Raw genomic sequence first — 22,339 nt, 5'->3', positions numbered from 1 at the left:
GATGGACCAGCACACCTATAGCCTCGTTCCTGAACAGCTTCTGCTGTTGCAGCGCGCGGCTGCCATGGGGGTGGATAAGCCAGAGGCGCTTCGGGCCCGCGTTTGGGTCAGGGTTCAGGGAAAGTTCGATACCTCGGAGCTTGCCGAAACCGCAAACCGGGTGATGAGCCGCCATCCCGTATTGGGGAGCACGCTTTTGACCGTTAAAGGCTTGCGCGTGCCCATGCAGCGGCCCGGCAAGACCGACCCCAACATCATTATCGCGCCGGCCCAGACGAATGGCGATTTGGACACGGCCATCGTGCGCCTTGCCGAGACAATCGACAGCGGGACCAACGACTTGGGGGCCGTGGTCGGCGTCTGTCGGCTCTCACCTGAGGAACATCTGGTGATGATGGATGCCGCCGCCCTTTGGGTGGATGCCGAGGGGCTTGGGTTGTTGTGCAGTCAGTTTGCCGGGGAATTGGTGAACCCGGAGGACCGGTCCGAGACCCTGCCATTCGAGGAAGTGGTCAATTGGCTGGAAGGCGTTGCCAAAAGCGAGGCGGCGACGGAGGGAGAGGCCTTTTGGTATCAGGCCCGTTCCGGCCGCGATTTTGCGGAGCTTGCCGGGGAAAGGCTGCCTGTGGAAACAAATCGCGCGCGCCAGGCGCCGCAGCCGGCAAGGCATCTCACATCCATCCCGCTGACCTCCGGGATGTCCCGGGAGCTGGACCGTCTGGCCGACAGGATGGGGGCCACGGCAGCTTCTGTCGTCTGCGCAGTCTGGGGTCTTGTTATTGGCCGCATGGCGCGTGACACGAAACCGGTTCTGGGCCTTGCCGGCAGCCTGCGCAGGATTGAGGGCATCGAAGACGTGATCGGGCGCTGCCGCACCTGTCTTCCCATATCCGTGCCCCTTGATGAAATGACGACGCTGCGCGATTTGGTCGGTTCGGTGGAGGCATCGATGCAGGCGGCGGATGTGTGGCAGCCCGCCTTCCGCTGGCACGGGGACGCCATGGATGCTCCCGAACGGGCCCCGGTCTTTCCCTTCGTGTTTGAGGACGCGCGTGCGCTATCGCGTGACCTGGGCTGCGTGCGCGTGGTCAAGGCCCAGGATCAGGGCGACGCCTGCGGCCTTCGATTGCGTTTGACCGGGACGCCTGAGACCGGGTTCACGCTCAACATCGATGCCGATCCCAACAGGTTCGAGGCCCCGCTGAGCGAAGCGGCGGGCCGTCACGTGCTCCGCTGTCTCAAGACCTTCGCCCAAGATCCGGAGACAACGCTGGGAGAGGCATCGCCCTGTCCACGCCAGGACGCCGAAAAGGACGGCACATTTGTCGCGGCCCCCCCTGCGCAATCGGGGCAAGAGACATTTGCCTCCGCCTTCTCGGATCAGGCCTGCAAAACCCCAGCCCGGATTGCGGTGTCCACGAGCGAGGGAAAGCTGAGTTACGGCGATCTGGAGGCGTGGTCGGATGCCATCGCGCATCGGTTGGTTGAGCTTGGCGCAGAAACGGACGTGCCGGTCGGACTGTGCCTGCCGCGCGGGGCGGGAGCCATCGCGGCGATGTTGGGGATCATGAAATCGGGCGGGTGCTCTGTTCCCGTATCGCCTGAGATACCCAAAGAGCGGATTGCGAGGATTCTCGACAATTGCGGCGCACGCGCGGTCGTGACCCTGGCGGAGCACGCTGAAGTGTTTGAGGGCAGCGGGGCGTCGATTGTCCATCTTGATGGGATCAACCGCGCCGATGGCACCCGGATGGACAGGTTTGACAGGGCGGCGCCGGGATCTCTTGCCTACATCATGCATACCTCCGGATCGACTGGCGTGCCCAAAGGCGTGGCCGTAACGCATCGCGCGCTGTTGACCTTGTCTCATGCGCTCACGGATCTGCTCCAGGACCTCCGACCGAACCGCCCGTCCAAAGTCGCCCTGAATGCGCCGCTGGATTTCGACGCCTCGATGCAGCAGATCTGTTTCCTTTTGTCCGGTGATGAGCTTTGCATTCTTGATGAGACGGTGCGCAAGAACCCGCCCGCAATGGTGCGATGGTTGAGCGATCAGGCGATCGATATACTTGATGCCACCCCGACCCATATCCGCAGCCTCCTGGATGCAGGGCTGGACAAGCACGACGTGCCAAGGCCCGGCGTGCTGTTGGTGGCGGGCGAGGCGGTGGACGATGTGCTTTGGCTGCGATTGGCGGGATTGCGCGACGTGGCGGCCTTCAACATTTACGGCCCGACCGAGGCGACGGTGGATGCAACCTCCGTCAGGATCACCGCGGACGAACGCCCGACCATTGGACGGCCGCTTGCGGGATATGGTCTGAGCTTGCGTGATCCCTCGGGACATCTCGTTCCAGCCGGCGTTCCGGGGGAGATTTATCTGAGCGGCGCGGCTGTCGCCCTTGGTTATCATGGCAATCCCGAAGAGACCTCCCGCGCGTTCCCGCCAGACCCGGATATACCCGGCGGGGAGGCCCGCGCGTTCCGCACGGGTGACCTGGCCGCGGGCCTTGGGGATGGCAGGCTTGTCTTTCTTGGGCGCATCGACGATCAGATCAAGCTTCACGGCGTTCGTATTGATCCCGGCGATATCGAAGCCGCGCTGTCCCGCCATCCGGACATTGCCGCTTGTGCCGTCACAGCCCAGCAGTCGGAGGCCAGTGTCACGATGCTGGTCGCCCATCTGCAGACCCGCGACACTGCGGTCGTTGAACCCGCCGGGCTGCGCCGGTTCCTCGCTGACATTCTTCCCCAATCGATGATCCCGTCACGATACGAAATGCACGCGAGCCTGCCGCTGACCAAAAGCGGCAAGATCGACAGGAGCGCATTGGCGCGCATCGGGCCGGAGCAGACGATCGGTGCAGGCGGCGCGCCGAAATCAGACATGCAGCACGTGGTGGCCCAGGTCTGGCAAAACCTGCTTGGCAAAACCGGCATAGGCATTGACGACAACTTTTTCGCCTTGGGCGGTCATTCCCTGCTTCTGGTGCAGGTCCAGCATCACCTGAGCCAAAGGCTGCAGCGCCAGGTGCCGCTCGCGGACCTGATCGAACATGGGACCATTCGGGAGCTTGCGTCCTGGCTCGCCGAAAACACGGCCTCCTCCAGAACCGCAAGCACAGGAACAAGCAGGGCGCAGAAGCGAAAGCGCCTGGGCCGCACGCGGCAGGGCACGGCGCAAAAGCATCCAACGGGGGAGGTGTGAGATGATGAACAATGATCATGACACCCACACAAATGACATCGCCATTATTGGATGGAGCTTGCGCCTTCCGGGTGCGGACACATGCGATGCCTATTGGGACAATCTCAGAAACAAGACCGCCAGTGTGTCGTTCTTTTCCGAAGAAGAGGTCCTGGCGGCCGGGGTCAGCCCAAAGCTTGCGCGCGACAAGAACTTCATCAAGGCCCGCGCGATCCTTGAGGATGTCGGGCTTTTTGATGCGGAGTTCTTTGGCTACAGCCCCCGCGAGGCCGAGATCATGGACCCGCAGCAGCGCGTTTTGCTGGAATGCGCCTGGCAAGCGATGGAAGACGGCGGCTACGCCGGCAGCCTTGAGGATGACAGCCGGGTAGGGGTCTTCGGGTGTTCGAGCATGAGCAGCTATCTGTTTTCAAACGTGATGACAGGCCGCTCCGACATCGATCCGTTTCACGCTCTGCTCGGCAATGACCGAAACCATCTGGCCACCAGAATTGCCTATAAACTGAACCTCGCGGGACCCGCGGTTAACATTCAAACGGCATGCTCGGCCTCGCTTGTGGCCGTGCATTACGGCTGTCAGGCGCTGCTCAACGGGGAATGCGATATGTCCATCGTGGGCGGCGCGTCGATCACCGTGCCGCAGAAATCCGGGCATCCTTTCGTGGAGGAGGGCATCTATGCCCCCGACGGCATGTGCCGCGCCTTTGATGCCCGTGCCCATGGGATCGTCGGCGGCAATGGTGTCGTCGTTGTTCTGTTAAAGCGGATGGAAGAGGCCGTGGCCGATCGCGACACAATCCACGCGGTCATCCGAGGATCGGCCACCAACAATGACGGAGCCCGAAAGGCGGGCTACACCGCTCCCTCCGTCGATGGCCAGATTGACGTGATATCGGAAGCGCTGGCCATCTCCAACGTGGCGCCAGAGACAATTGGCTATGTCGAAGCCCATGGCACCGCCACGCTGATCGGCGATCCGATCGAGGTGGAGGCGCTGACCCGCGCCTACCGTCAATACACTGATCGCACCGGTTATTGCGGCATCGGGTCGGTGAAATCCAACATTGGCCATCTGGATGCGGCCGCGGGCCTTGCCGGGTTGGTCAAGGCGTCTCTGGCGCTCAAACATGGTGAGATTCCACCCACCTTGCATGTGACGGAGCCAAATCCGAAGATCGATTTTGCGGCAACGCCCTTTTATGTGGCCACCGAATGCAAGCCCTGGCCCAGGGGGGACAGCCCGAGGCGCGCGGGGGTCAGCGCATTCGGGCTTGGCGGCTCCAACTGCCATGTTGTGCTGGAAGAACCTCCAAGCCGCCCCGCCGCATCGCGGCAGACGCGTGCCGAATTGATCGTGCTGTCCGGGCGTACGCCGACAGCGCTGGCCCGGCAGGCGGAGCATCTGGCGAAACACGTTGAGACGGCCAGTGATCGTGCCGTGCCGGACATCGCCTACACGTTGCAGATGGGGCGCCGTCACTTGACGCACAGGGGGTTCTGCGTCGCGGACGGGGCACAACAGCTCAGCAGCAAGCTGCACCGAAACGGTTTGCGCAGTTCTGTCTGCCCGGGCGACGGCCCACCGCGGATTGTCTATGCTTTCCCGGGCCTGGGCGAGCATTTCCCAGGCATGGGCAAAGGCCTCTATGAAACCGAAGCGGTCTACCGGGATGTGGTGGATCGCACCCTGGCACAGCTTCAACCGCATTTTGAGACAGACCTGCATGAGGCCCTTCTGGGCGGACGCGACGAAGGCGGCGCAGGGAAGGGGATCGATTTTCGGGGCATGGTTCTTGGCAACAAGGGCAGGGCCGCGTCGGCGGCCACCATGGACCTTCAGCTGCAACACTCGCTGCTCTTTGTGACCGAACTTGCCCTCGCGCGCCTCTATCAAGGCTGGGGCTTGGGGGCGGATGGCGTGCTGGGTTACTCGCTGGGTGAAATTACGGCCGCTTGCATCGCAGGTGTCTTCGATGAGGACGGCGCCTTGAAACTGGTGCGGGAACGCGCGGCCCTGATCACCGCATGCCCGCCGGGCTCTGCCGCAGCCGTGCAACTGACCCCGGACATCATGCGCGATGTCCTGCCCGAGGGCTGCGCTATCGCGGGTGAAAACGCACCCAATACATTCACCGTCGCGGGCACGGCAGAGGCCATAGACGCGCTCGAGGACCGGGTTGCCAAGGCCGGCGGTGTCATGCGGAAACTGCCGATCGGCCGCGCCGTTCACACCCCCGCCCTGGCCGAGGCCGTTGGCCCCCTGAAAGAAATTCTCCGGACAATAGACATGTCCCGCCCGGCCATCCCTGTCTTGTCCAATCTGGAAGGGGCCTGGGCGGACCCTGACCATATTGCATCGCCTGAATATTGGCTGGAGCACATGGTACGCCCCGTGCGGATGGAAAAGGCACTCAACCTTCTGGCGACAGGCCCCCATAACGTTGTGCTTGAATTGGGCCCCGGGCGCAGTTTTTCGGCTTGGGCGCGGCAGGTCTCGCGTGATCTGATGTGCCTGTCTGCTTTGGGGCACCGGTATGAGCAGATCGATGCACGCGAACAGGTGCTGCAAACCGTGGGATCTCTTTGGGCGGCCGGAGCGGAGCCCGATTGGCCTCAGTTGCATCGCGGTCAGGGCTGCGGACGGGTCCCGCTGCCAACCTATCCGTTCGAGCGCAAGCTTTACTGGATAGATGCCAGGCCGAAGACCGCCAAAGTGCCTGCCGGTGAGCCAGAACGAAAAGCGGACCTGGCTGATTGGTTTTACCTGCCAAGCTGGCAACGCGCGGAGGGGCCTGCGCGCGGCCCGTCGCACAACTCCAACGCAAAGACCTGGCTTTTGATCAGTGACGGATCGTCGGACGAGCGGATGTCAAACATCCTTCGGTCTCAAGGCATTTCAAACCTCAAGACGCTCTGGCTGGGTGATCTTCGCGATGGGGACAGGGCCGCATCTTCGCAGAAGGCCAAGGCGCTCCTGGAAGATCTGAAGCGACGCGAGGCGTTTCCGGACAGCATTCTCTGGCTTCCCGCGCATACATCCGGCAACGGCTTCAACGGCAAAGGCGCGATGGAAAGGCTTGGCACCGGGATTGCGGAGGTTCTGGTCCTGGCGCAGGCCCTGGCCGATGTGGCGCCTGCGCGAAACGTTGATATCGCCATTGCCACCTTTGACGGTCAGGATGTCGAGAGCCGCGATATCGGTCATGTCGATCAGGCCGCTATTGCCGCGCTGCGCCTGGTCGTGCCGCAGGAATATCCAAACCAGCGCTGGCGCATTGTGGACATTCAACACGATGATGCCCGGGCGCTGGAGGGTCTGGCCATGGAATGGATAGCAGAGACCAGGACGGACCTTGTGGCCCTTCGCGGCGGGCTGAGATGGACGCATTCCTTTGCGCCGGTGAAACTGCCTCCCGCGCAACGGCCGGTGGTTCGGGAGGGGGACACCTATCTCGTGCTTGGCGGTCTCGGCACGATCGGGCTCACACTGGCAGGCTATGCCGCGCGCGAGGCCAGGATCAACCTGATCCTCGCGGGAGACATCGGCCTCACCGACGACGATGTTGCCCGAGGGCCCGGCGACGCCGCACCGCAACAGGACAAAGACCTTTGCGCGCAACTGCACGAATTGATGGCATGCGGAACGAACATAAAGGTCCTTGACGCCGATCTCGCCGATGAGGCCGCCGCGCAGGAGGTTCTGGCCCGCGCAAAATCCGTGACCGGCAAGATAGACGTGGTGATCTTTGCGCCCGGCAAGGCGGGTCTGGATGGACTTGCGTCGGTCTCGGAGGCGTCAGAGGCGCTTGTGAACTGGCATGTTGAGGCCAAGCTGGCCCCGCTGGTCCGGATGGCACCGCTCATCGATGAGGCCGCCCCGGGAAGTGTTGTGGTGACCTCCTCGCTTTCTCCCGTGTTGGGAGGGCTGGGCATGGCGGCCCATGCCAGCGTTCACACCGCGATAGATGCCTTCGTGCGCCACAAGGGCCGGTCCGGTTCTCCCTGGATCACGGTGAACTGGAACTGGGCGGATCAAAGCCGCAACAGCAAGAAGTCCCAGCTGGCCGACCTGACGGGGGCGACGGTTCGTTCCTTTGAAATCAGCAATGCCGAAGGGGCAGAGACCTTTGCACGGGTCCTTGACGCACGGCCCGCGGCGCAGGTCGTTGTGTCCAGCGGGGCGTTGAAGGATCGCATTGAGCAATGGACCGATCTCGACAATGCGGCCGGTCCATCATCTGTGGCCTCTCCAGAGGGAACCGTTTACGCCCGACCGGACATCGAGACGCCATTTGTCGAACCCAGGGGCAAGATCGAGAAGCTGCTCGCCGACATCTGGGCCGAAACACTGGGTGTCGAATGTGTCGGCGCGAATGACAGTTTCTTCGATCTGGGAGGGCACTCGCTGGTCGGCGCTCAGACGGTCGTCAGGCTACGGGAGATATTCGGTGTGAATGTCTCGCTCAAGGCCATGTTCACGGACCCCACCTTGCGGGCAAGCGCGCGTGTCATTGAGGACCTGCTTGATGAATCGGCCGACCATTTAGAGCAAGAAAAACATGCCGGGTGACACGACGTTGAACCAAGCCGTGGAAGGACCAATTGGCGTCGTTGGCGCGGGCACGATCGGCCGCGGCGTCGCTCAACGCCTCGCGGTCGGTGGAATGGACACCATTCTGGTCGACACGGATCCGCATGCCCTGCAATCGGCGCAGCGCGAAATCAGCGCCTCCCTGCGCATGTCCGCGTTGTTCGGTGCCAAGACGGGCGGCACGTCGGTTCCCTCCGCGCTCGAACGCATCCGGTTTGAGACATCCGTCGAGGCGCTGGCGGAGGCGGAGTTCGTCATTGAGAACATTCAGGAAAACGTCGCGAGCAAGAGCACGGTTTATCCTCGGCTGGACGCCGTCTGCCCATCGACATGTATCTACATCGTCAATTCCTCCGCCATCCCGATTGAGCGCGTGTCAGGCTTTTGCGCACGCCCGGACCAGGTGATTGGCGTGCATTTCATGAACCCCGTGCACCTGATCTCAAGTGTGGAGGTGATCCGCGGTGATCTGACGTCTGATGCTGTGTTTGACAGGACCTGCGCGCTGCTCTCCAGGCTGTCGATGGAGTGGGTTCCGGTCAAGGATGGATATGGCTACGTGTCCAACCGGGTTCTCATGCTGATGATCAACGAAACGATCCACCTGCTGGGGGAAGGCGCGGCCACGCCAGCAGACATTGACCGGCTGTTTCGTCAGTGCTTCGGACACAAGATGGGGCCCCTCGAAACGGCCGATCTCATTGGTCTTGATACCATAAAACTGACCCTGGATATTCTCTACGACGGGTTCGGAGATGACAAATTCAAGCCCGCTCCGGCCCTGTTGCGGATGCTGGACGCGGGTCGGCTTGGACGCAAGGCGGGTGCGGGGTTTCATGACTATGCACACAGGTCAACTGACTAGGTGACGGACTCATAAATGAAGACGAAATGGCATGGAAAATGGCGAAACGCCGCCAGGAAGGGTGCGTGGAGCGGGCTTTTCGCCCGGTCGAGCGCGCTGACGACGCGGAGTGAAGCCACTTCCATGTCCTTCGGATTTGACCGAATTGGGCTTCCTCAGCGTCGCGAAAGGCTTGAAAATGAACCACATTTCCTGCGCTTTCGTTCCTTGATGAAGACCAATTCGCCTCAAACCATTTCATCTTCATTTATGAGACCATCACCTAAGGGAAAGGCCCGTTGAATGACGCAGATCCTCAGCGAAAAGATACATGGATTTGTTTCGGCCTATCTGCGGGATCCGAACCTCTCTCCGGACACGGATATCTTCGAAAGTGGCCTCGTGGACTCGCTGTTTGCACCCCAGCTCGTGATGTTCATCGAAACCGAGCTGGGGGTCACCGTCGACAACGAGGACCTTGAGCTCGCAAACTTTGCCTCGGTGACCGCTGTCGAGGCGTTTGTCCGCCGCAAGCAAGAGGCGGGGCCGGTATGAATATGGTCGCTCCGGATCAGGACCGCTTCGCGCAAGACTGCGCGGCGTTTGTCGATGATCGGATTGCACCCTTTGCCGACAGCTGGGATCAGAAAGAAGCGCTTGATCCCGATATTGTTCCGGGTCTTTCGCGCGCGGGTTTTCTGGATCTGCCCTTCCGCGATCCGTCCGACGCTGCGAGCCTCACCAAGGTCGGCGTGCTGCATGAGGAAGTTGGCCGCGGGTGCGGGTCTGTCCGCAGCCTGTTGACGGTTCAAGGCATGGTGGGGCGTTGTCTGCGCCGCTGGGCGCATCCTGGTCTGAGCGCCGACTGGCTGCCGCGGTTGTCCAACGGGGAAGCAATCGCCGGGTTTGCCATGACAGAGGCCGGGGCGGGCAGCGAGTTGGAGAGGGTACAGGCACGGGTCACACGCGAGAAAGACCGTCTGATCCTGAACGGAGAAAAGAAATGGGTGTCGTTCGGGGAAATTGCCGGGTGTTTTCTGGTTCTCGCTCAGAGCGGGGAGGGACCTTGCGTTGTGTTCGTGCCGGGAGATGCGACAGGGGTGATCCGGACACCGGTGCGCGGTCTTCTGGGATTGCGCGCTTCCCATCTCGCGGACCTGACCTTTCAGGACGTGGAGCTGGACGCGTCTTCACTCCTGGGGCGGCCCGGTGCGGGATTGGCGTTTGTCGTCTCTTACGCCCTGGATTTCGGGCGGTTCAGCGTGGCGTGTGGATGCGTGGGCCTCGCGCGCGCCTGCCTTGAGGAAAGTGTGGCCCATCTTGCACCCGCGACGTCCACCAACCCGGAGCTTGTCAAACATCAGTTGGTCCGGCGCCGCCTCACGCGCATGCTCCTCGGGGTCGAGACGGCAAAATTGCTGTGCCGGAAGGCAGGTGAGGCCTCCGATCTCGCCGATCCGAACTCGGTGTCCCTCACCGCTCTGGCCAAGCTACACGCTGCGGAGACCGCGATGCAGGTCGCGGCCTCGGCGGTTCAGGTGCAGGGGGCACAAGGCTGCTCCGGGCAGCGCGCGGCCAATCGCCATTTTCGGGATGCAAAGATCATGGAAATCATCGAGGGCACGACAGAGATGCACGAAGCAGCGCTGGCCGATCTCGCGCTGCGCCTCCACGGATCCTTGCCAAAGGGGAAGACATGACGCTTGCCCAAAAGAAAGCTGAGCCAGGTCTGCTCAAATGCGTCGTCTGGGATCTGGACGACACGCTTTGGTCGGGTGTGCTGTCGGAATCCGCCGATGTCACATTGCGCCCCGGCGTGACCGACCTCCTCAATGCTCTGGACGCAAGGGGCGTGCTCAACTCCATCGCCAGTCGCAACAATCACGACGATGCCCTGGAGAAACTGAGGGCCTTCGGTCTCGATACCATGTTCGTGGCGCCGCAGATCTCCTGGAGCAACAAGGCCGCGTCCATTCAAGCCATCGCGGACACGCTGTCGCTGGGGCTGAACAGTCTTGCCGTTATCGACAACGACCCGGCAGAACGTGCCGAAGTGGCCCTGACGCATCCGGATGTGCGCATTTTTGATGAAACGCAGTTGGAGGACGTGTTGGATCATGCCCCGCAGGCAGGTTCCCTCACCACAGAGAGCGCACAACGGCGCAAGATGTATATCGACGAAGCCAGGCGGGTCGACGCGGAGCGCGATTTTGACGGATCCCGCACCGCGTTCCTGCGCAGCCTGAACCTCAAATTCGCGATCTCCCCCGCCAGGAAGGAAGACCTTGAAAGGGCTGAGGAACTAACCCGCCGCACCAACCAACTCAATGCCACCGGCACCAGCTATTCGATGGAGGAGCTGGAAAACCTGATGGTCTCGCCGGACCACGCCCTGATCATGGCAAGCCTGGAAGACAGCTTTGGCAGCTATGGAAAGATCGGCCTCGCGATCATCGAAAAAGGGGCGGAGGTCTGGACCCTCAAGATACTTCTGATGTCCTGCCGCGTGATTTCCCGTGGTGCGGGCACCGTGATGCTTGCCCGGATCATTGCCCGCGCGCAAAGCGCCGGTGTGCGCCTCAAGGCGGACTTCATCGACACGGGCCGGAACCGCCCGCTTTTCATCACCTACCGACTGGCAGGGTTCAGGGAAGTCGCGCGGAACGGCGATGCCGTCGAATTCGAGTTGCAATTTCCGGATGCCATCCAGATTCCTGACTACGTGGACATCGTCGAGACCAATATGTCCTGAGGGCGCGTCCTGCCCGTTTTACTGGGGCTATTCGGGCGTTTTAAAGACCTCTTGCGGCTTCGTTACAGAGGCGGAATCATGCCATCTGAGGTTGCGTAATCCCTATGAATTCGCGAAAATCTCTGCTACAATTCGCACCGTAAGCCTAAACAGTGGCGTGAGTCCTTTTGAGCATCAAAACTTCCTGGAGAAATGAGATGGGTAAAGAAGAGACATGGATTTACACGAAAGATCAGGCTGACGGACTTTCCAAGAAACTCCTTGAGTTTTATGAAGGTCTCGACCGCGGCGAGCAGGTGCTGATGCAGGATGTGCTGGCGCGCGCGTCCAACAACGTGGGCGCACCGACCCGGTCTTTCCAGTCGATTGTCGGAAGGTCGTCCGAGCTTTCTCTTGCCGCCATTCGTGAGGCCACCGGCGTCACCTGGTAAGCACGGCGGACCCAAAGCCTGTCTGATGAACGGGCTTGTTGCGCGACTTCAAGCCAACGGCGAGCTTGCGGCATGTCGTTGGCTGAGATGTCTCTGCCGAAAGTGGGCACTGGCATGAATCGACAATCTGCCCTGGATGTGGGGTGGCCCCGTGCCCACGAATGGGTACGGGATATGGCAGCTTATAATGATGCTGCAAAAAAATATCGTCGAACCCGAACCCTTCCCATATTGACGCCAGAGGACGAAACCCAACACCAGCGTTGGGAACGGATCCTTGCGTTCTATGGTCTGTCCGAAGCCATGTCGGACCCCGTGGCTGCCTCCGGCCCTGTGTCGAGCTTCTCAGGTCGCATCGTCATTATTGGTGAGGACTGGGCGGCGCCGGCATGGTTTTACGCCGATTGCACCGGGCGGCCTGCGACGCTTTTCGACGATTTGGCGGCCTGTCTCGAATCCAGCCCTCCGGAGCCCGGGCCCGTGATGTTTTTTGGCCCGCCCGACGTCTTCTCGCTGCACAATTGCGACAAGATCGAAGCATGGGCGAGGGAGGGATGGGGTTTTCTGACCGCAAGCGACTTGGCCGGTCTTTCTTTCATTGTCGCCAAGCTCCTGGCGCCACCTGTCGCGGCGGGCGGAGGCCCCTTGATCGTGGATATCCTCGGACGCCGACTGTGGGTGGGCGAGCAAAACGAAGCGCTGACGGCCGACAGGCTTGCCTCTGAAATCGTCAGCCCGGCGTCAAAACTGGTCGTGCGCGCCCACGGCGAGGGAGGCCACGTCAACCTGGAAAGCATCGTTCTTTGTGGTTTGATAGGGGCCGAAGAATGGGCTCCCAACGGCCCGCTGCAGGGCGGCTGCCGGTCCGGCCCGGGCAAACGGCGCTGCAAACGCGCGCCGGATCCCGGCACGCAGGTTCTGACCTTTGCGGAGCTTCCCTCTCCGGAGATCCACCTGCTGACCTGCGCCTCCTCCCTGATGACGGGAGAGCTTTACCCATCGAATGTCAGCGCAACCCTGTCGCTGGCGGATGGGTATGCAAGGGAGGCCTTGCTCAACAACCGGATCGTCGATGTGCATAGCGGCATGGCCGACTGGGTCCTGTCACAGCGCGAGAACAACACCGACGCGGTCACCATTTGCGCGACGCTGAATGATATCCAATCCAAAACCATCGGGTGTCGGCCCTACATCTGGTTCGGCGATCCCGGCACCTGTTGCAATGACGCCAAACCGGATGTTTCGACATCGGTGATCGGTTTCGATGTGGCGTCCGGTCCCGATCGGATCCTTGAGGTGAACAATGTTTCACCAGATGCCTATGTCGAGGCGGGCGAAAGCTGTGTGATCGGATGGCAAGACCATCCCGGGTCAGCGCCGCCGGCGATTTTGGAGGCAACCCAAAGGCTTGAGGACGTTCAGTCATGGCTGCCTGTTCTGGCAGCACGGCGGGCAGGCGCGGCGGATCTGGAGTTCGGGATTGAGAGGCTCTACAGCCAAAGGCTTGAAAAGAACGAGGCCATGAGAGAGGCCCTGTCCTTGCTTCGCGACATCCGCCAAAGGATCGACCACGGCGCATATCAGATCAATCATCTGTGCAACACGTCCACCGCAACGGGCATCCTTGACCCCGGATTGGCCTCCGAGGTCGGAAACGCCATGCAGCTCATTGCGCTATGGGATCGCCATTTCGCCATTCTCATGGCCAATCACCTGTTTGGCGGCCCGTGCTACAACTTGCCGGGGGAAGGTCTTGTCGCAGTGTCCAGGCCCGGTGAGCCTTGCGACTATTGCGGCCTCGAGACCCGGCATTTTGACATGAGCCCGCGGGACGGCGTCCGCTTGGTCTGTACCTTGTGCGGCGGAAAAGCCGCGTGGCATGCACCGGGTCCGCGACTGGCCGTGAAACATGCCCCCCATCTGCGGCGGGGTGAGCCGACGGAGGTCATCCTAGAATTCGCGGAACAGGACGGCACAGGTTTGGAGAGGCTGCACCAGGGCATTGCGGTCGTGCATGCCCAGGACAAGGCCTTGCAGGTTTTTCATCGCAGTCTGGTCGTGGTGAGCGAGCCCGGTCTGACGGTTGAGGTCGTGCCGCCGCCGGATATTGCACCGGAATTGCACACGCTGCACATTGCCCTCGTGAGGGGGCTGCGGTTTGAGGTGATCAGGCGGCGGTGGCCTGTGCTGGATCAATGACATCAGGAGCCTGCCAAGACCTGCTTGACCGCATTGAGGACAATGCAGCGCGGGGCTTGGAAACGGCGCGCCTGGCGACCGTCAAAAGCGATGGCACCCTTTCGGATGAAACCGACATCGACAGGATTTGGGACCGGGCCGGGCGCATGGCCAAGATCATCCATGGCCAAGTTCCCCCGGGTGGGCGCGTCCTGCTCTGCTTGACCCGGCCCGTAGACGTGGCCATCGGCCTGATCGGATGTCTGCGCGCGGGCGCCGTGGCCGTTCCGACTCCGCAAGCCTCGGGCAAACATGCGATCTGGCGCATTGAGGCCATCGCGCGGGACTGCGATGCGTCTCTGGCCATCCTGCCGGCTCACGCCGCAGCCGTGACACCCGTTCCGGGGCTGCCAGCGATCTCCGTCGATCCCGAGTGCGCTCCGGTGACAGGGCAGGAGGATCTGCCCGCCACGGCCCCCGATGATCTGGCCGTCTTGCAATACACCTCCGGGTCTACCCAAAGCCCGCGTGGCGTCTGCCTCACAAGGGCGATGATATCCCGCCACCTCAACCAGATCATTGGGCATTTCGGGCTGGTCCAGGACGACGTCTTCGTCAATTGGCTGCCAATGCATCATGATCTGGGCCTGTTCGGAACCCTGCTGACGCCGCTCTACCTGGGCGCGCGCAGCCATTACCTGCCCGCGCGGCGCTTTCTTGGAAATCCGTACACCTGGCTTGGCGCGATCTCGACCTGCAGGGCCACTGTGGCCGGGGGGCCGAATTTTGCCTTCGAACATGTGTTGCGCGCATCCAGAAAATCTATCGGTGCCGATCTTGACCTGAGCCATTGGCGGGTCGCGTTTTGCGGGGCCGAACCGGTGCGGTCCGAGACGCTCTCCCGCTTCTCCACCGCCTTCGCCGAGCATGGCTTCGACGCGCGCGCCTTTTGTCCGACCTATGGGCTCGCAGAGGCCACGCTGGTGGTCAGCGGGGTCCGTGCGCGGGTGCGGCCCCGCCATATCTCGGTTGATCCGAATACGTTGATCGCTGGCCGTGTCGAGCAGATGCCGGGCGGCAAGACCATCGTGTCGAACGGCACGCCGCTCGATGGCATCCGGGTCGCGATTGTTGATCCCGCCTCAAGGACGGTCCTGCCGGAGGGAGGCGTGGGTGAGATATGCGCCTCGGGCCCGGCGATCGCCTCAGCGGCCTGGGGCGGGCGCGACGCCGAACGGTTCTCCACCCCCTTGGATGGCGAAGGCGCGTATCTGAGAACCGGCGATATCGGGTTTCTGGATCAGGGGGAGCTGTTCATCTGCGGACGCAAGAGTGACGTCCTCGTCCTCGCGGGCAGAAACCACCATCCCGAAGACCTGGAGCGATCGGTGGAACGCCTGTCTGATGCCATCCGGCCCGGCGGCAGTGCTGCCGTCCCGCTTGAGACGGCGGAAGGGGAGCAAGCGGCCCTGCTTGTTGAATGCGCCCAGAAGCTCGATGGCCAGACACTTATGGATCTGGCGGTTCAGCTGCGCGCGGAAATGGCCGAACAACACGAAATCGCCCCCGCCATCATTGCCCTTTTGAAACCGGGTGCCCTGCCGCGCACGTCCAGCGGCAAGGTGCGCCGCAAGGCAGCGGCACAGGCATGGCGAGCGGGGGAGATGACGCCCCTTTGCGTCCTGGAACAAAATTTGGAACGTCCGGACGCACCCGTCGAGACGGGCGGGTTGCGAGGCGTGGTGGCCCGGGCATTGGGCGTGTCCGCCGACCAGATCGATCCGACGCGGAAGCTGACCGAGTATGGCTTGGACTCGCTTAAAGCCATGCACTTGGCCGCCGCGTTGGAAAACACCGCAGCGAAGGACGTGACACCGGGGTGGCTGCTGGCCGGACACTCTCTGCAAGACATTGAAGACCGCCTTGAGGGCGTGCCTATCACGGACAACAGGGCCGTGCACCCCACCCCTGGCGCGCAGATCGCGCTCAATCCGGTTCAAAGGGCGTTTTGGTATCTCGATCGGCTTGGAACGCGGGGCACGGCGGACGTGATCGCAGGCGCGATTCAACTGAACGAGATGCCAGGGTTCGAGCATTTGCGCGAGGCGTTCCTCGGGATTCTTGCGAAACACCCGCTTCTGCAGTCGGTCGTTGCCACCTTTGAAGGCGATCTCGCATTTGCCCCCGCAGATGCGAAGCAGGAGAGGGTGCGACACATCCGTGTTGAAGACGCGCCCGCGAAAATCAAGGAGCTGCTGGCCGAGCCCATGGATCTCGAAACGGGGCCCCTGGTGGCGCTCGACCTGGTGGAAGAGGCGGATGGCGCGCCTCTTCTGCTTTTGCGACTGCACCATATCGTGGGCGACATGAGGACCGTGGAATGTCTTTGGGAACAGTTGAAGGAAAGCCTGCAAGGGGACTGGCGTCCGCCAGAGACGCCCTTGCAGGATGCGTTCGGCTACTCTGAAGATGCGGTGCGGGCCTGGCAGGAGAAGCTCTCTCCCAACCTCGCCGACCTTCCCGAGCTTCCCGGGGATACGTCCACGCCCGATGCGGTGCAGGGCGCCGAACACACCCTGCGCATCGGGTCGTCCCTGTCGAAAGATCTGCGTGTCTTCGCGCAAAGGCGCGGGGTCACGGTGCCTGCGGTGCTGTTGACCGCGCTCCAGATCCTGCGCGCACGCCTCGCCGATGCCGGGAAGGCCGTCACTTCGGTGTCCGTCTCCAATCGCACCAGACTGGACGACATGACTGCGATCGGGTGTTTTGCCCACGTGCTGCCCGTTTCCATGACGGTGCCTCCGATGGCGTCGTTTTCTCAGATGGTTCAGCAATGCGCGGCTGAGCTTGGATGGGTCCTGGATCATCAGTCCGTTCCCCTGTCCGCCATCGCGCCGGTGGTGGAGGCCGCAGGGGAGGACGGCATGCATCCCGTCTCCCGGATGGTTTTCTCCTGGTACGACGAAAACGCAGGCGACGGTGATCCTGCGCTCACCGCCATGGCCTTGAATGTGCCGGATGTCCCCTTGCCGTCTGGGCCCTTGGCAGGGCGGACATATAAGCTGCCCGACAGGCCCCCCCAATTTCCGCTGATGGTCCTTGGAGGATGGCTGGGAAACCGGTTGCATCTCACCTTGCGGTCCCGGTCCAACCTGTTTGACGAGACGGGGCTCGAGCGGCTCTCCCAACGGATAGAGCAGCTTCTCGCGCAAGCCCTGGACCGGCCCGAGACACAGGTGTGCGATCTGCATGTCCTCTTGGCGCAAGAGCGGGCAGAGATAAATAAATGGAATGACACGCGGCGGCCCTGCCTGCTCAACCGGGACCTCTTTCAGGCCTTCCAGGATCAAGCCAATCAGCAACCCGGGGCCGTCGCACTGAGCAGCGATGCCGGCCAGCTGACCTATTGCGAGCTGGCAACCCGTGCACGCCGCGTTGCGGCAGCGCTGCAGGCTTGCGGCGTGACAGAGGGAACTGTCGTCGCCCTGTCACTGCCCCGCCAGCTTGAGTATCTGGCCGTCATTCTGGGAATATTGGCCCTGCGCGCCGTTTTCGTGCCCATAGAGGTCGAAACGCCCGTTCTGCGGCGCAACAGGCAGCTCGAACAGGCCAAGGCCTCGGTCTTGATCACCTCGAATGCGGATCAGGCAGAGGACACGCCCATTCGCACCCTGTCGCTGGATGAGGCGATGCACCACCCGCTTGAGGTATTGCCGGGTCGCGCCGAACCAGAGGACGGGCTGGCCTATATCCTGTTTACATCAGGTTCGACCGGCCAACCAAAGGCGGTTGGTGTGCCCCGGTCTGCACTGGCAAACCGGCTGGACTGGATGCAGCAGGCATTTCAGCTGCGCCCCGGGGAACGCGTGCTTCACAAGACGCCCGTGAGTTTCGACGTCTCGATCTGGGAGCTCCTTTGGCCGCTTCTATACGGCGGAGAGCTTGTCATCGCGGCGCCGGGGGGGCATCGCGATCCCCATTACATCGCCGATCTGATCGTCCGCCGCGATATCCATTTTGTGCATTTCGTGCCCTCCATGCTGAAGGTTTTTCTGCAAGCCTGGGCCCTGGAGGCACGTGACCCGCCCTCCCTGAAACACTGCATCTGCAGTGGGGAGGCCTTGCCCGCGCCGCTTGCAAGCCGCGCGCAGTCATCGCTCCAATGCACCGTGTCAAACCTCTACGGCCCCACCGAGGCCGCAATCGACGTCACGGCATGGGTATGCAGCCCCCAGGACCGGGTCGAAGTGCCGATCGGTTGGCCGATTTCCAATGTCGTCACCGAAGTGCTTGACCGTCAGGGCAACCGACTGCCGCCCGGGTGTCTGGGGGAACTCGCCATCGGGGGAGTGGCGCTGGCCTGGGGCTATATGGGCAATGCGGGCCTGACGGCAGATCGGTTCCGCCCGGATCCGTTCCGCCCCGGCAAGCGGCTTTATCTGACGGGCGATCTTGTCCGGCAACGCCGGGACGGGGCGCTGACATATCACGGGCGCCGGGATAGCCAGATCAAACGCCGCGGGCAGCGCATCGAACTGGGAGAGATCGAAGCAACGCTGCTGGAGCATTCCGGAATTGCTTGGGCGGGGGTCACTGCCCGGCCCGATGCGGCGGGAGACATCCGCATCCATGCGTTTTGTGTGCCCACCGGCAGGGATCTTCCGGATGATCTCGGCGGCTTCGTCGAGGCACGTCTTCCACCGGCGTTCTGGCCCGACACCTATCAAAAGACAGAACGCCTTTGGACGACACAAAATGGCAAGCTGGACCGCAAGGCGCTGGCTGAACTGGCACCGACAAGCCCTGAGCGCCGCTACCAGGAGGCGCCGGTGTGTCTTGACGATCCGACCGAGCAACGGCTCGCCGCAATCTGGACATCCGTGCTGAATCTCCCCACGTCGCCGCAAAGCTCCACGAATTTCTTTCGCGCGGGCGGTCACTCCCTGTTGCTTGCCCGCCTGCAATTGGTGATCGAGCAGGAGTTCGGGGTGCGGGTGCCGTTGGCCCTTCTTGCCGGGGCGGCAGACATGTCAAAGATGTCTGACTTGATCAAGGACGCGCGTGTCTCCCCCGCGCATCTCCCGCAGGCGGCTCGTGGAATGCCGGGGAAAGATACTGTGCTGCCGTTGAGCTCTGCCCAGCTGCCACTCTTTCTGAAAGAACATATCTCGGGCAGTCCCGGGCTCTTTAACATGCCCATTGGTTTTGTTCTGGACAGTGAGCCGGGCCACGGCACCATCCAGAAGACGCTCGGCTGGCTGAGTGACAGGCACCCGGCATTGCGCACCTCGTTTGAGCTGCAATCGGGAAAACCGGTCCAGGTGATCCGCAGGCAGGCCCAAGTCCCGTTCGATGTCCGTGACGCGAAGAACGCTGATCCCCGCGAGCTGATGTCAGGCAGGCTTTCAAACCATGACGGCCTGCCTGGAAATCCGCCTTTGCAGGTTCGTCTGTTTCGCCTCGGCGACGGCCGCAGCCTGCTCAGGTTCGATCTGCATCACCTCGTGGCCGATCGTCAATCCGCGTCGGCCCTGATGCAGGAGTTCTGTTCCGTGTTCAAGGACTGTGAGGCAGGAGATATTCCCAAACCTGCGCCCCCGCGCGCCAGTATCGAAGACCTTCTGGCGTGGGAGGCGGACCAGTTCGAGAGGTCCAAGGCTTCGCGATACTGGGCGAACCGCCTCCACCGTGCAGCTGAGCCAAGCAGCTTCCCAACCGACGGTGCGCCGTCCGGTCAGGCGGCTTCTATCGAAAGGCGCATACCCGCCGAGACCGTCTCGGCATTGACCGCGCGGGCGGGCGAGCAGGAGGCCACGCTCTATGGACTGCTTGTCACCGCCTATGGCGTTTTGGTCCAACGCCTCACCGGCAAGACGGATCTCCTGTGCGGGATGCCTGTGTCCCTGCGCCCCAATCTGGATTACGACGACATGTTGGGGTGTTTTGTGGCCGTGCTGCCGCTCTCCCTCGACTTCTCGAGGTCCGATCGCGTCCCGGATCGCCTGCAAACGACCCAAGACATTCTTTTCCAGGCGCTCGATCATCGGTGGAACGCGCCGGGGCCCGCAAACCCAAACCTGCCCAAGCTGCCGCCTTATCGCTCGATCCTGCAATTGGTGGAGCCACACCCGGACCTTTCTATCTCTGGGCGGCCCGTCCAGGTGATCTCGGCCCCCGAAAGCCAGGGCAAGACCGATCTCATCTGGACCTTTGTCCGCTCCAATGACGGCGCGATAACCCTTCACCTTTCCTATGATACCGGCGCCTATGGCCGGCCGTCCGCGGAAAGGCTCCTGTCCCAGTTCATTGCGCTGCTGCGTGGGATCGCCGAGCAAGAGGATGGTTCAATGTTCCACCTGTCCCTGACCGAAGACCATGAGCGTGCGCGATAATGCCCGACCGTATTGAGGCCCTTCCGTTTCTTCAGCCGTCCGACAGCGCAAAGCTTCGGCTCTTCTGCCTGCCCTTCGCCGGGGGCAGTGCATCGGTCTATCACGATTGGAAACGGAAACTGCCCGAGACGATTGAGCTCGCAGCCGTTCAGTATCCGGGCCGCGAGACGCGCCTGGACGTGCCGCTCATTGATGACATGGACCACATGACAGAGCATCTGGTGGTGGAGTTGGAGCCATGGCTGGACAAGCCTTTTGCCATATACGGGCACAGCATGGGGGCCCGCATCGGTTTTGAGCTGGTGCAGGGCCTTGGCGATCGCGGCTTGCCTTTGCCTCAAAAACTCTTTGTCGGGGCCTGCGACGCACCGCGCCGGGCCGCCGCGCCGCGACAGGGTCCGATGCTGCATGAGCTGAGCGATGACGAGTTGCTCGACCGTGTCGGCCGGATCGGAGGCCTGTTGCCGGATCATCTGGAAAACAGGGAGTTCGTCGATCTCCTGCTGCCCGTCTATCGATCCGATTTTCGACTGAATGAGCGCTACAGGCGCAGGGACACGGGTCCCCTCACGGTACCGATCACGGCATTAGGGGGCACCTGGGACAGCTACGTGGAGCTGGAGGCGCTTGCGGAATGGAGTGAGGAAACGGTTGCGCGGTTCAATCTGTTTCTTGTGGAAGGGGATCATTTCTTTTTGCGAGGGACCGCGGATCGCGTCGTGGATTTGCTTCTCTGCGAGCTTGATCAGGGGCCGGGCCAGGGTACGGACCCATAAAAATGTGCATTCAGGCGTCAATCGGGGGCAGAAAAGCCTGGAAAGGCCTGCAGAGCCATGCCGGTGCATGGCGCAAAGGCTTTGACGCCGCTTTTCAAAGCCCGGTTGGCGTCCTCTGGATCGTTCCGGAAAAGACCATCTCCTGCGTGGCAAAGGCTCGGAAACCGACTGGGTTTCCTTGCCCTTCACGCCTTGGAGACGGTCATTTCCGGAACGACCTGAATGAACAACCTTTTTGGATTCCACACCTAGGCCTCGACAGGTTTCGTGGTAGACCAATCCGACTGTCGTGATACCCTTGGTTGAACGGAGTGTTTGACCACATGTCCTACTTGAAGAAAACAGACTACGCGGATCGTTCCTCCACGCTGGCGCAGATACGGGCCAACGCTGCCGTCAATGCCCATGCTTTGCTGTTTACAGAGTTTCCGGTGGATGATGATGACCTTCTGTTGGAACTGGCCAATGATCTTGGCCAGATGTCACGAGAAGGGATCGACACACGCTCCAACAAGCTTTCCAAAGACATCATTCATCTGGTGACCGATCACAAAAGCAAGGTATGCGACCCTTTCGGAAATCAGATCACCTCGACCACGTCCCGGGAGCTTGATCTGCACAGCGATGAGTATTTTTCCGAGGAGCCTTCAAGCATCGTTCTGCTGGCCTGTGTCACCCAGGCGGCGCGGGGTGGAGAAAGCTTCGTCGTCTCCGTCGATGCGATTGCCGAGGCGTTGCCCGCGGAGTGCAAGGCGATGCTCATGGAGAATCCGGTGCCCACCCATATCGGTCCAAGACACGTTCTGACCCAAACACCTGACGGACTTGAGATCCGTTACAACAGGCTGGAAATGGAGCGGGCACAGGCACTTGTGGATTGTGCGCCTTTGTCACCGGAGATGAACGACGCCATTGATACGCTGGAAGACTGCGCCCGCGCGCATCTGGAGTTTTTTCACCTCGCGCCCGGTGATCTCCTCGTGCTGAACAACCGAAAATCCCTCCATGGCCGCACAGCTTTCAGCGAAAACGACAACCGGGTCTTGAAACGGATCCGGATCAAGTAGCCGGTTCTCTTGGCGCGTTGATCCGGGCGCCCGCCCTGTCGATGGGCGGGCAGGGCCCCATTCGTTTCAACTGAGGCAACCTTTCAACCGAAGGTCAAGC

The 22,339-nt window shown here is 61.9% G+C and carries 11 protein-coding genes; all 11 read left to right on the top strand.

The features are described from left to right. Position 1 precedes the first annotated feature (1 nt). Complete coding sequence (locus tag O6760_RS28275; RefSeq protein WP_269582991.1) at positions 2-3,208, top strand: non-ribosomal peptide synthetase; 3,207 nt, start codon at positions 2-4, stop codon at positions 3,206-3,208. A 1-nt stretch (position 3,209) separates the two neighbouring features. Beyond that, complete coding sequence (locus O6760_RS28270; protein ID WP_269582990.1) at positions 3,210-7,778, top strand: type I polyketide synthase; 4,569 nt, start codon at positions 3,210-3,212, stop codon at positions 7,776-7,778. Further along, positions 7,768-8,664: a 3-hydroxyacyl-CoA dehydrogenase family protein gene (locus O6760_RS28265; RefSeq protein WP_269582989.1), complete on the top strand. Its 897-nt coding sequence runs from the start codon at positions 7,768-7,770 to the stop codon at positions 8,662-8,664. Before O6760_RS28270 ends, O6760_RS28265 begins: the two co-directional genes overlap by 11 nt. Positions 8,665-8,946: 282 nt before the next feature. Continuing rightward, positions 8,947-9,198, top strand: a complete 252-nt coding sequence (locus O6760_RS28260; RefSeq protein ID WP_269582988.1) for an acyl carrier protein — start codon at positions 8,947-8,949, stop codon at positions 9,196-9,198. Then, positions 9,195-10,343, top strand: coding sequence for an acyl-CoA dehydrogenase family protein (locus tag O6760_RS28255; protein ID WP_269582987.1), 1,149 nt, complete (start codon positions 9,195-9,197; stop codon positions 10,341-10,343). The genes O6760_RS28260 and O6760_RS28255 overlap by 4 nt, the downstream gene beginning before the upstream one ends. Then, on the top strand, positions 10,340-11,395 hold the full coding sequence (locus O6760_RS28250) for an HAD-IIIC family phosphatase (RefSeq protein ID WP_269582986.1): 1,056 nt from the start codon (positions 10,340-10,342) through the stop codon (positions 11,393-11,395). Before O6760_RS28255 ends, O6760_RS28250 begins: the two co-directional genes overlap by 4 nt. A gap of 197 nt (positions 11,396-11,592) precedes the next feature. Further along, positions 11,593-11,826 (top strand): hypothetical protein, encoded by a 234-nt coding sequence (locus O6760_RS28245; RefSeq protein WP_269582985.1) that lies wholly within the window; start codon positions 11,593-11,595, stop codon positions 11,824-11,826. A 480-nt stretch (positions 11,827-12,306) separates the two neighbouring features. Next, entirely contained in the window at positions 12,307-14,025 is a 1,719-nt protein-coding gene (locus tag O6760_RS28240) for a hypothetical protein (RefSeq protein WP_269582984.1), read from the top strand. Positions 14,026-14,171: 146 nt separating this feature from the next. Continuing rightward, on the top strand, positions 14,172-20,396 hold the full coding sequence (locus tag O6760_RS28235) for a non-ribosomal peptide synthetase (RefSeq protein ID WP_269582983.1): 6,225 nt from the start codon (positions 14,172-14,174) through the stop codon (positions 20,394-20,396). After that, positions 20,396-21,172 carry a thioesterase II family protein gene (locus O6760_RS28230; protein WP_269582982.1) on the top strand — a complete coding sequence of 259 codons (777 nt, stop codon included), beginning with the start codon at positions 20,396-20,398 and terminating at the stop codon, positions 21,170-21,172. The genes O6760_RS28235 and O6760_RS28230 overlap by 1 nt, the downstream gene beginning before the upstream one ends. Before the next feature lie 323 nt (positions 21,173-21,495). Next, a complete protein-coding gene (locus O6760_RS28225) occupies positions 21,496-22,239 on the top strand; it encodes a TauD/TfdA family dioxygenase (protein WP_269582981.1) in 744 nt (247 codons plus the stop codon). Positions 22,240-22,339 lie beyond the last annotated feature (100 nt).

Source organism: Roseibium sp. Sym1 (assembly GCF_027359675.1).
Classification (GTDB): Bacteria; Pseudomonadota; Alphaproteobacteria; order Rhizobiales; family Stappiaceae; genus Roseibium.
The sequence above is the reverse complement of the archived record's forward strand: the minus strand, read 5'-3'. Positions and strand labels throughout refer to the sequence as shown.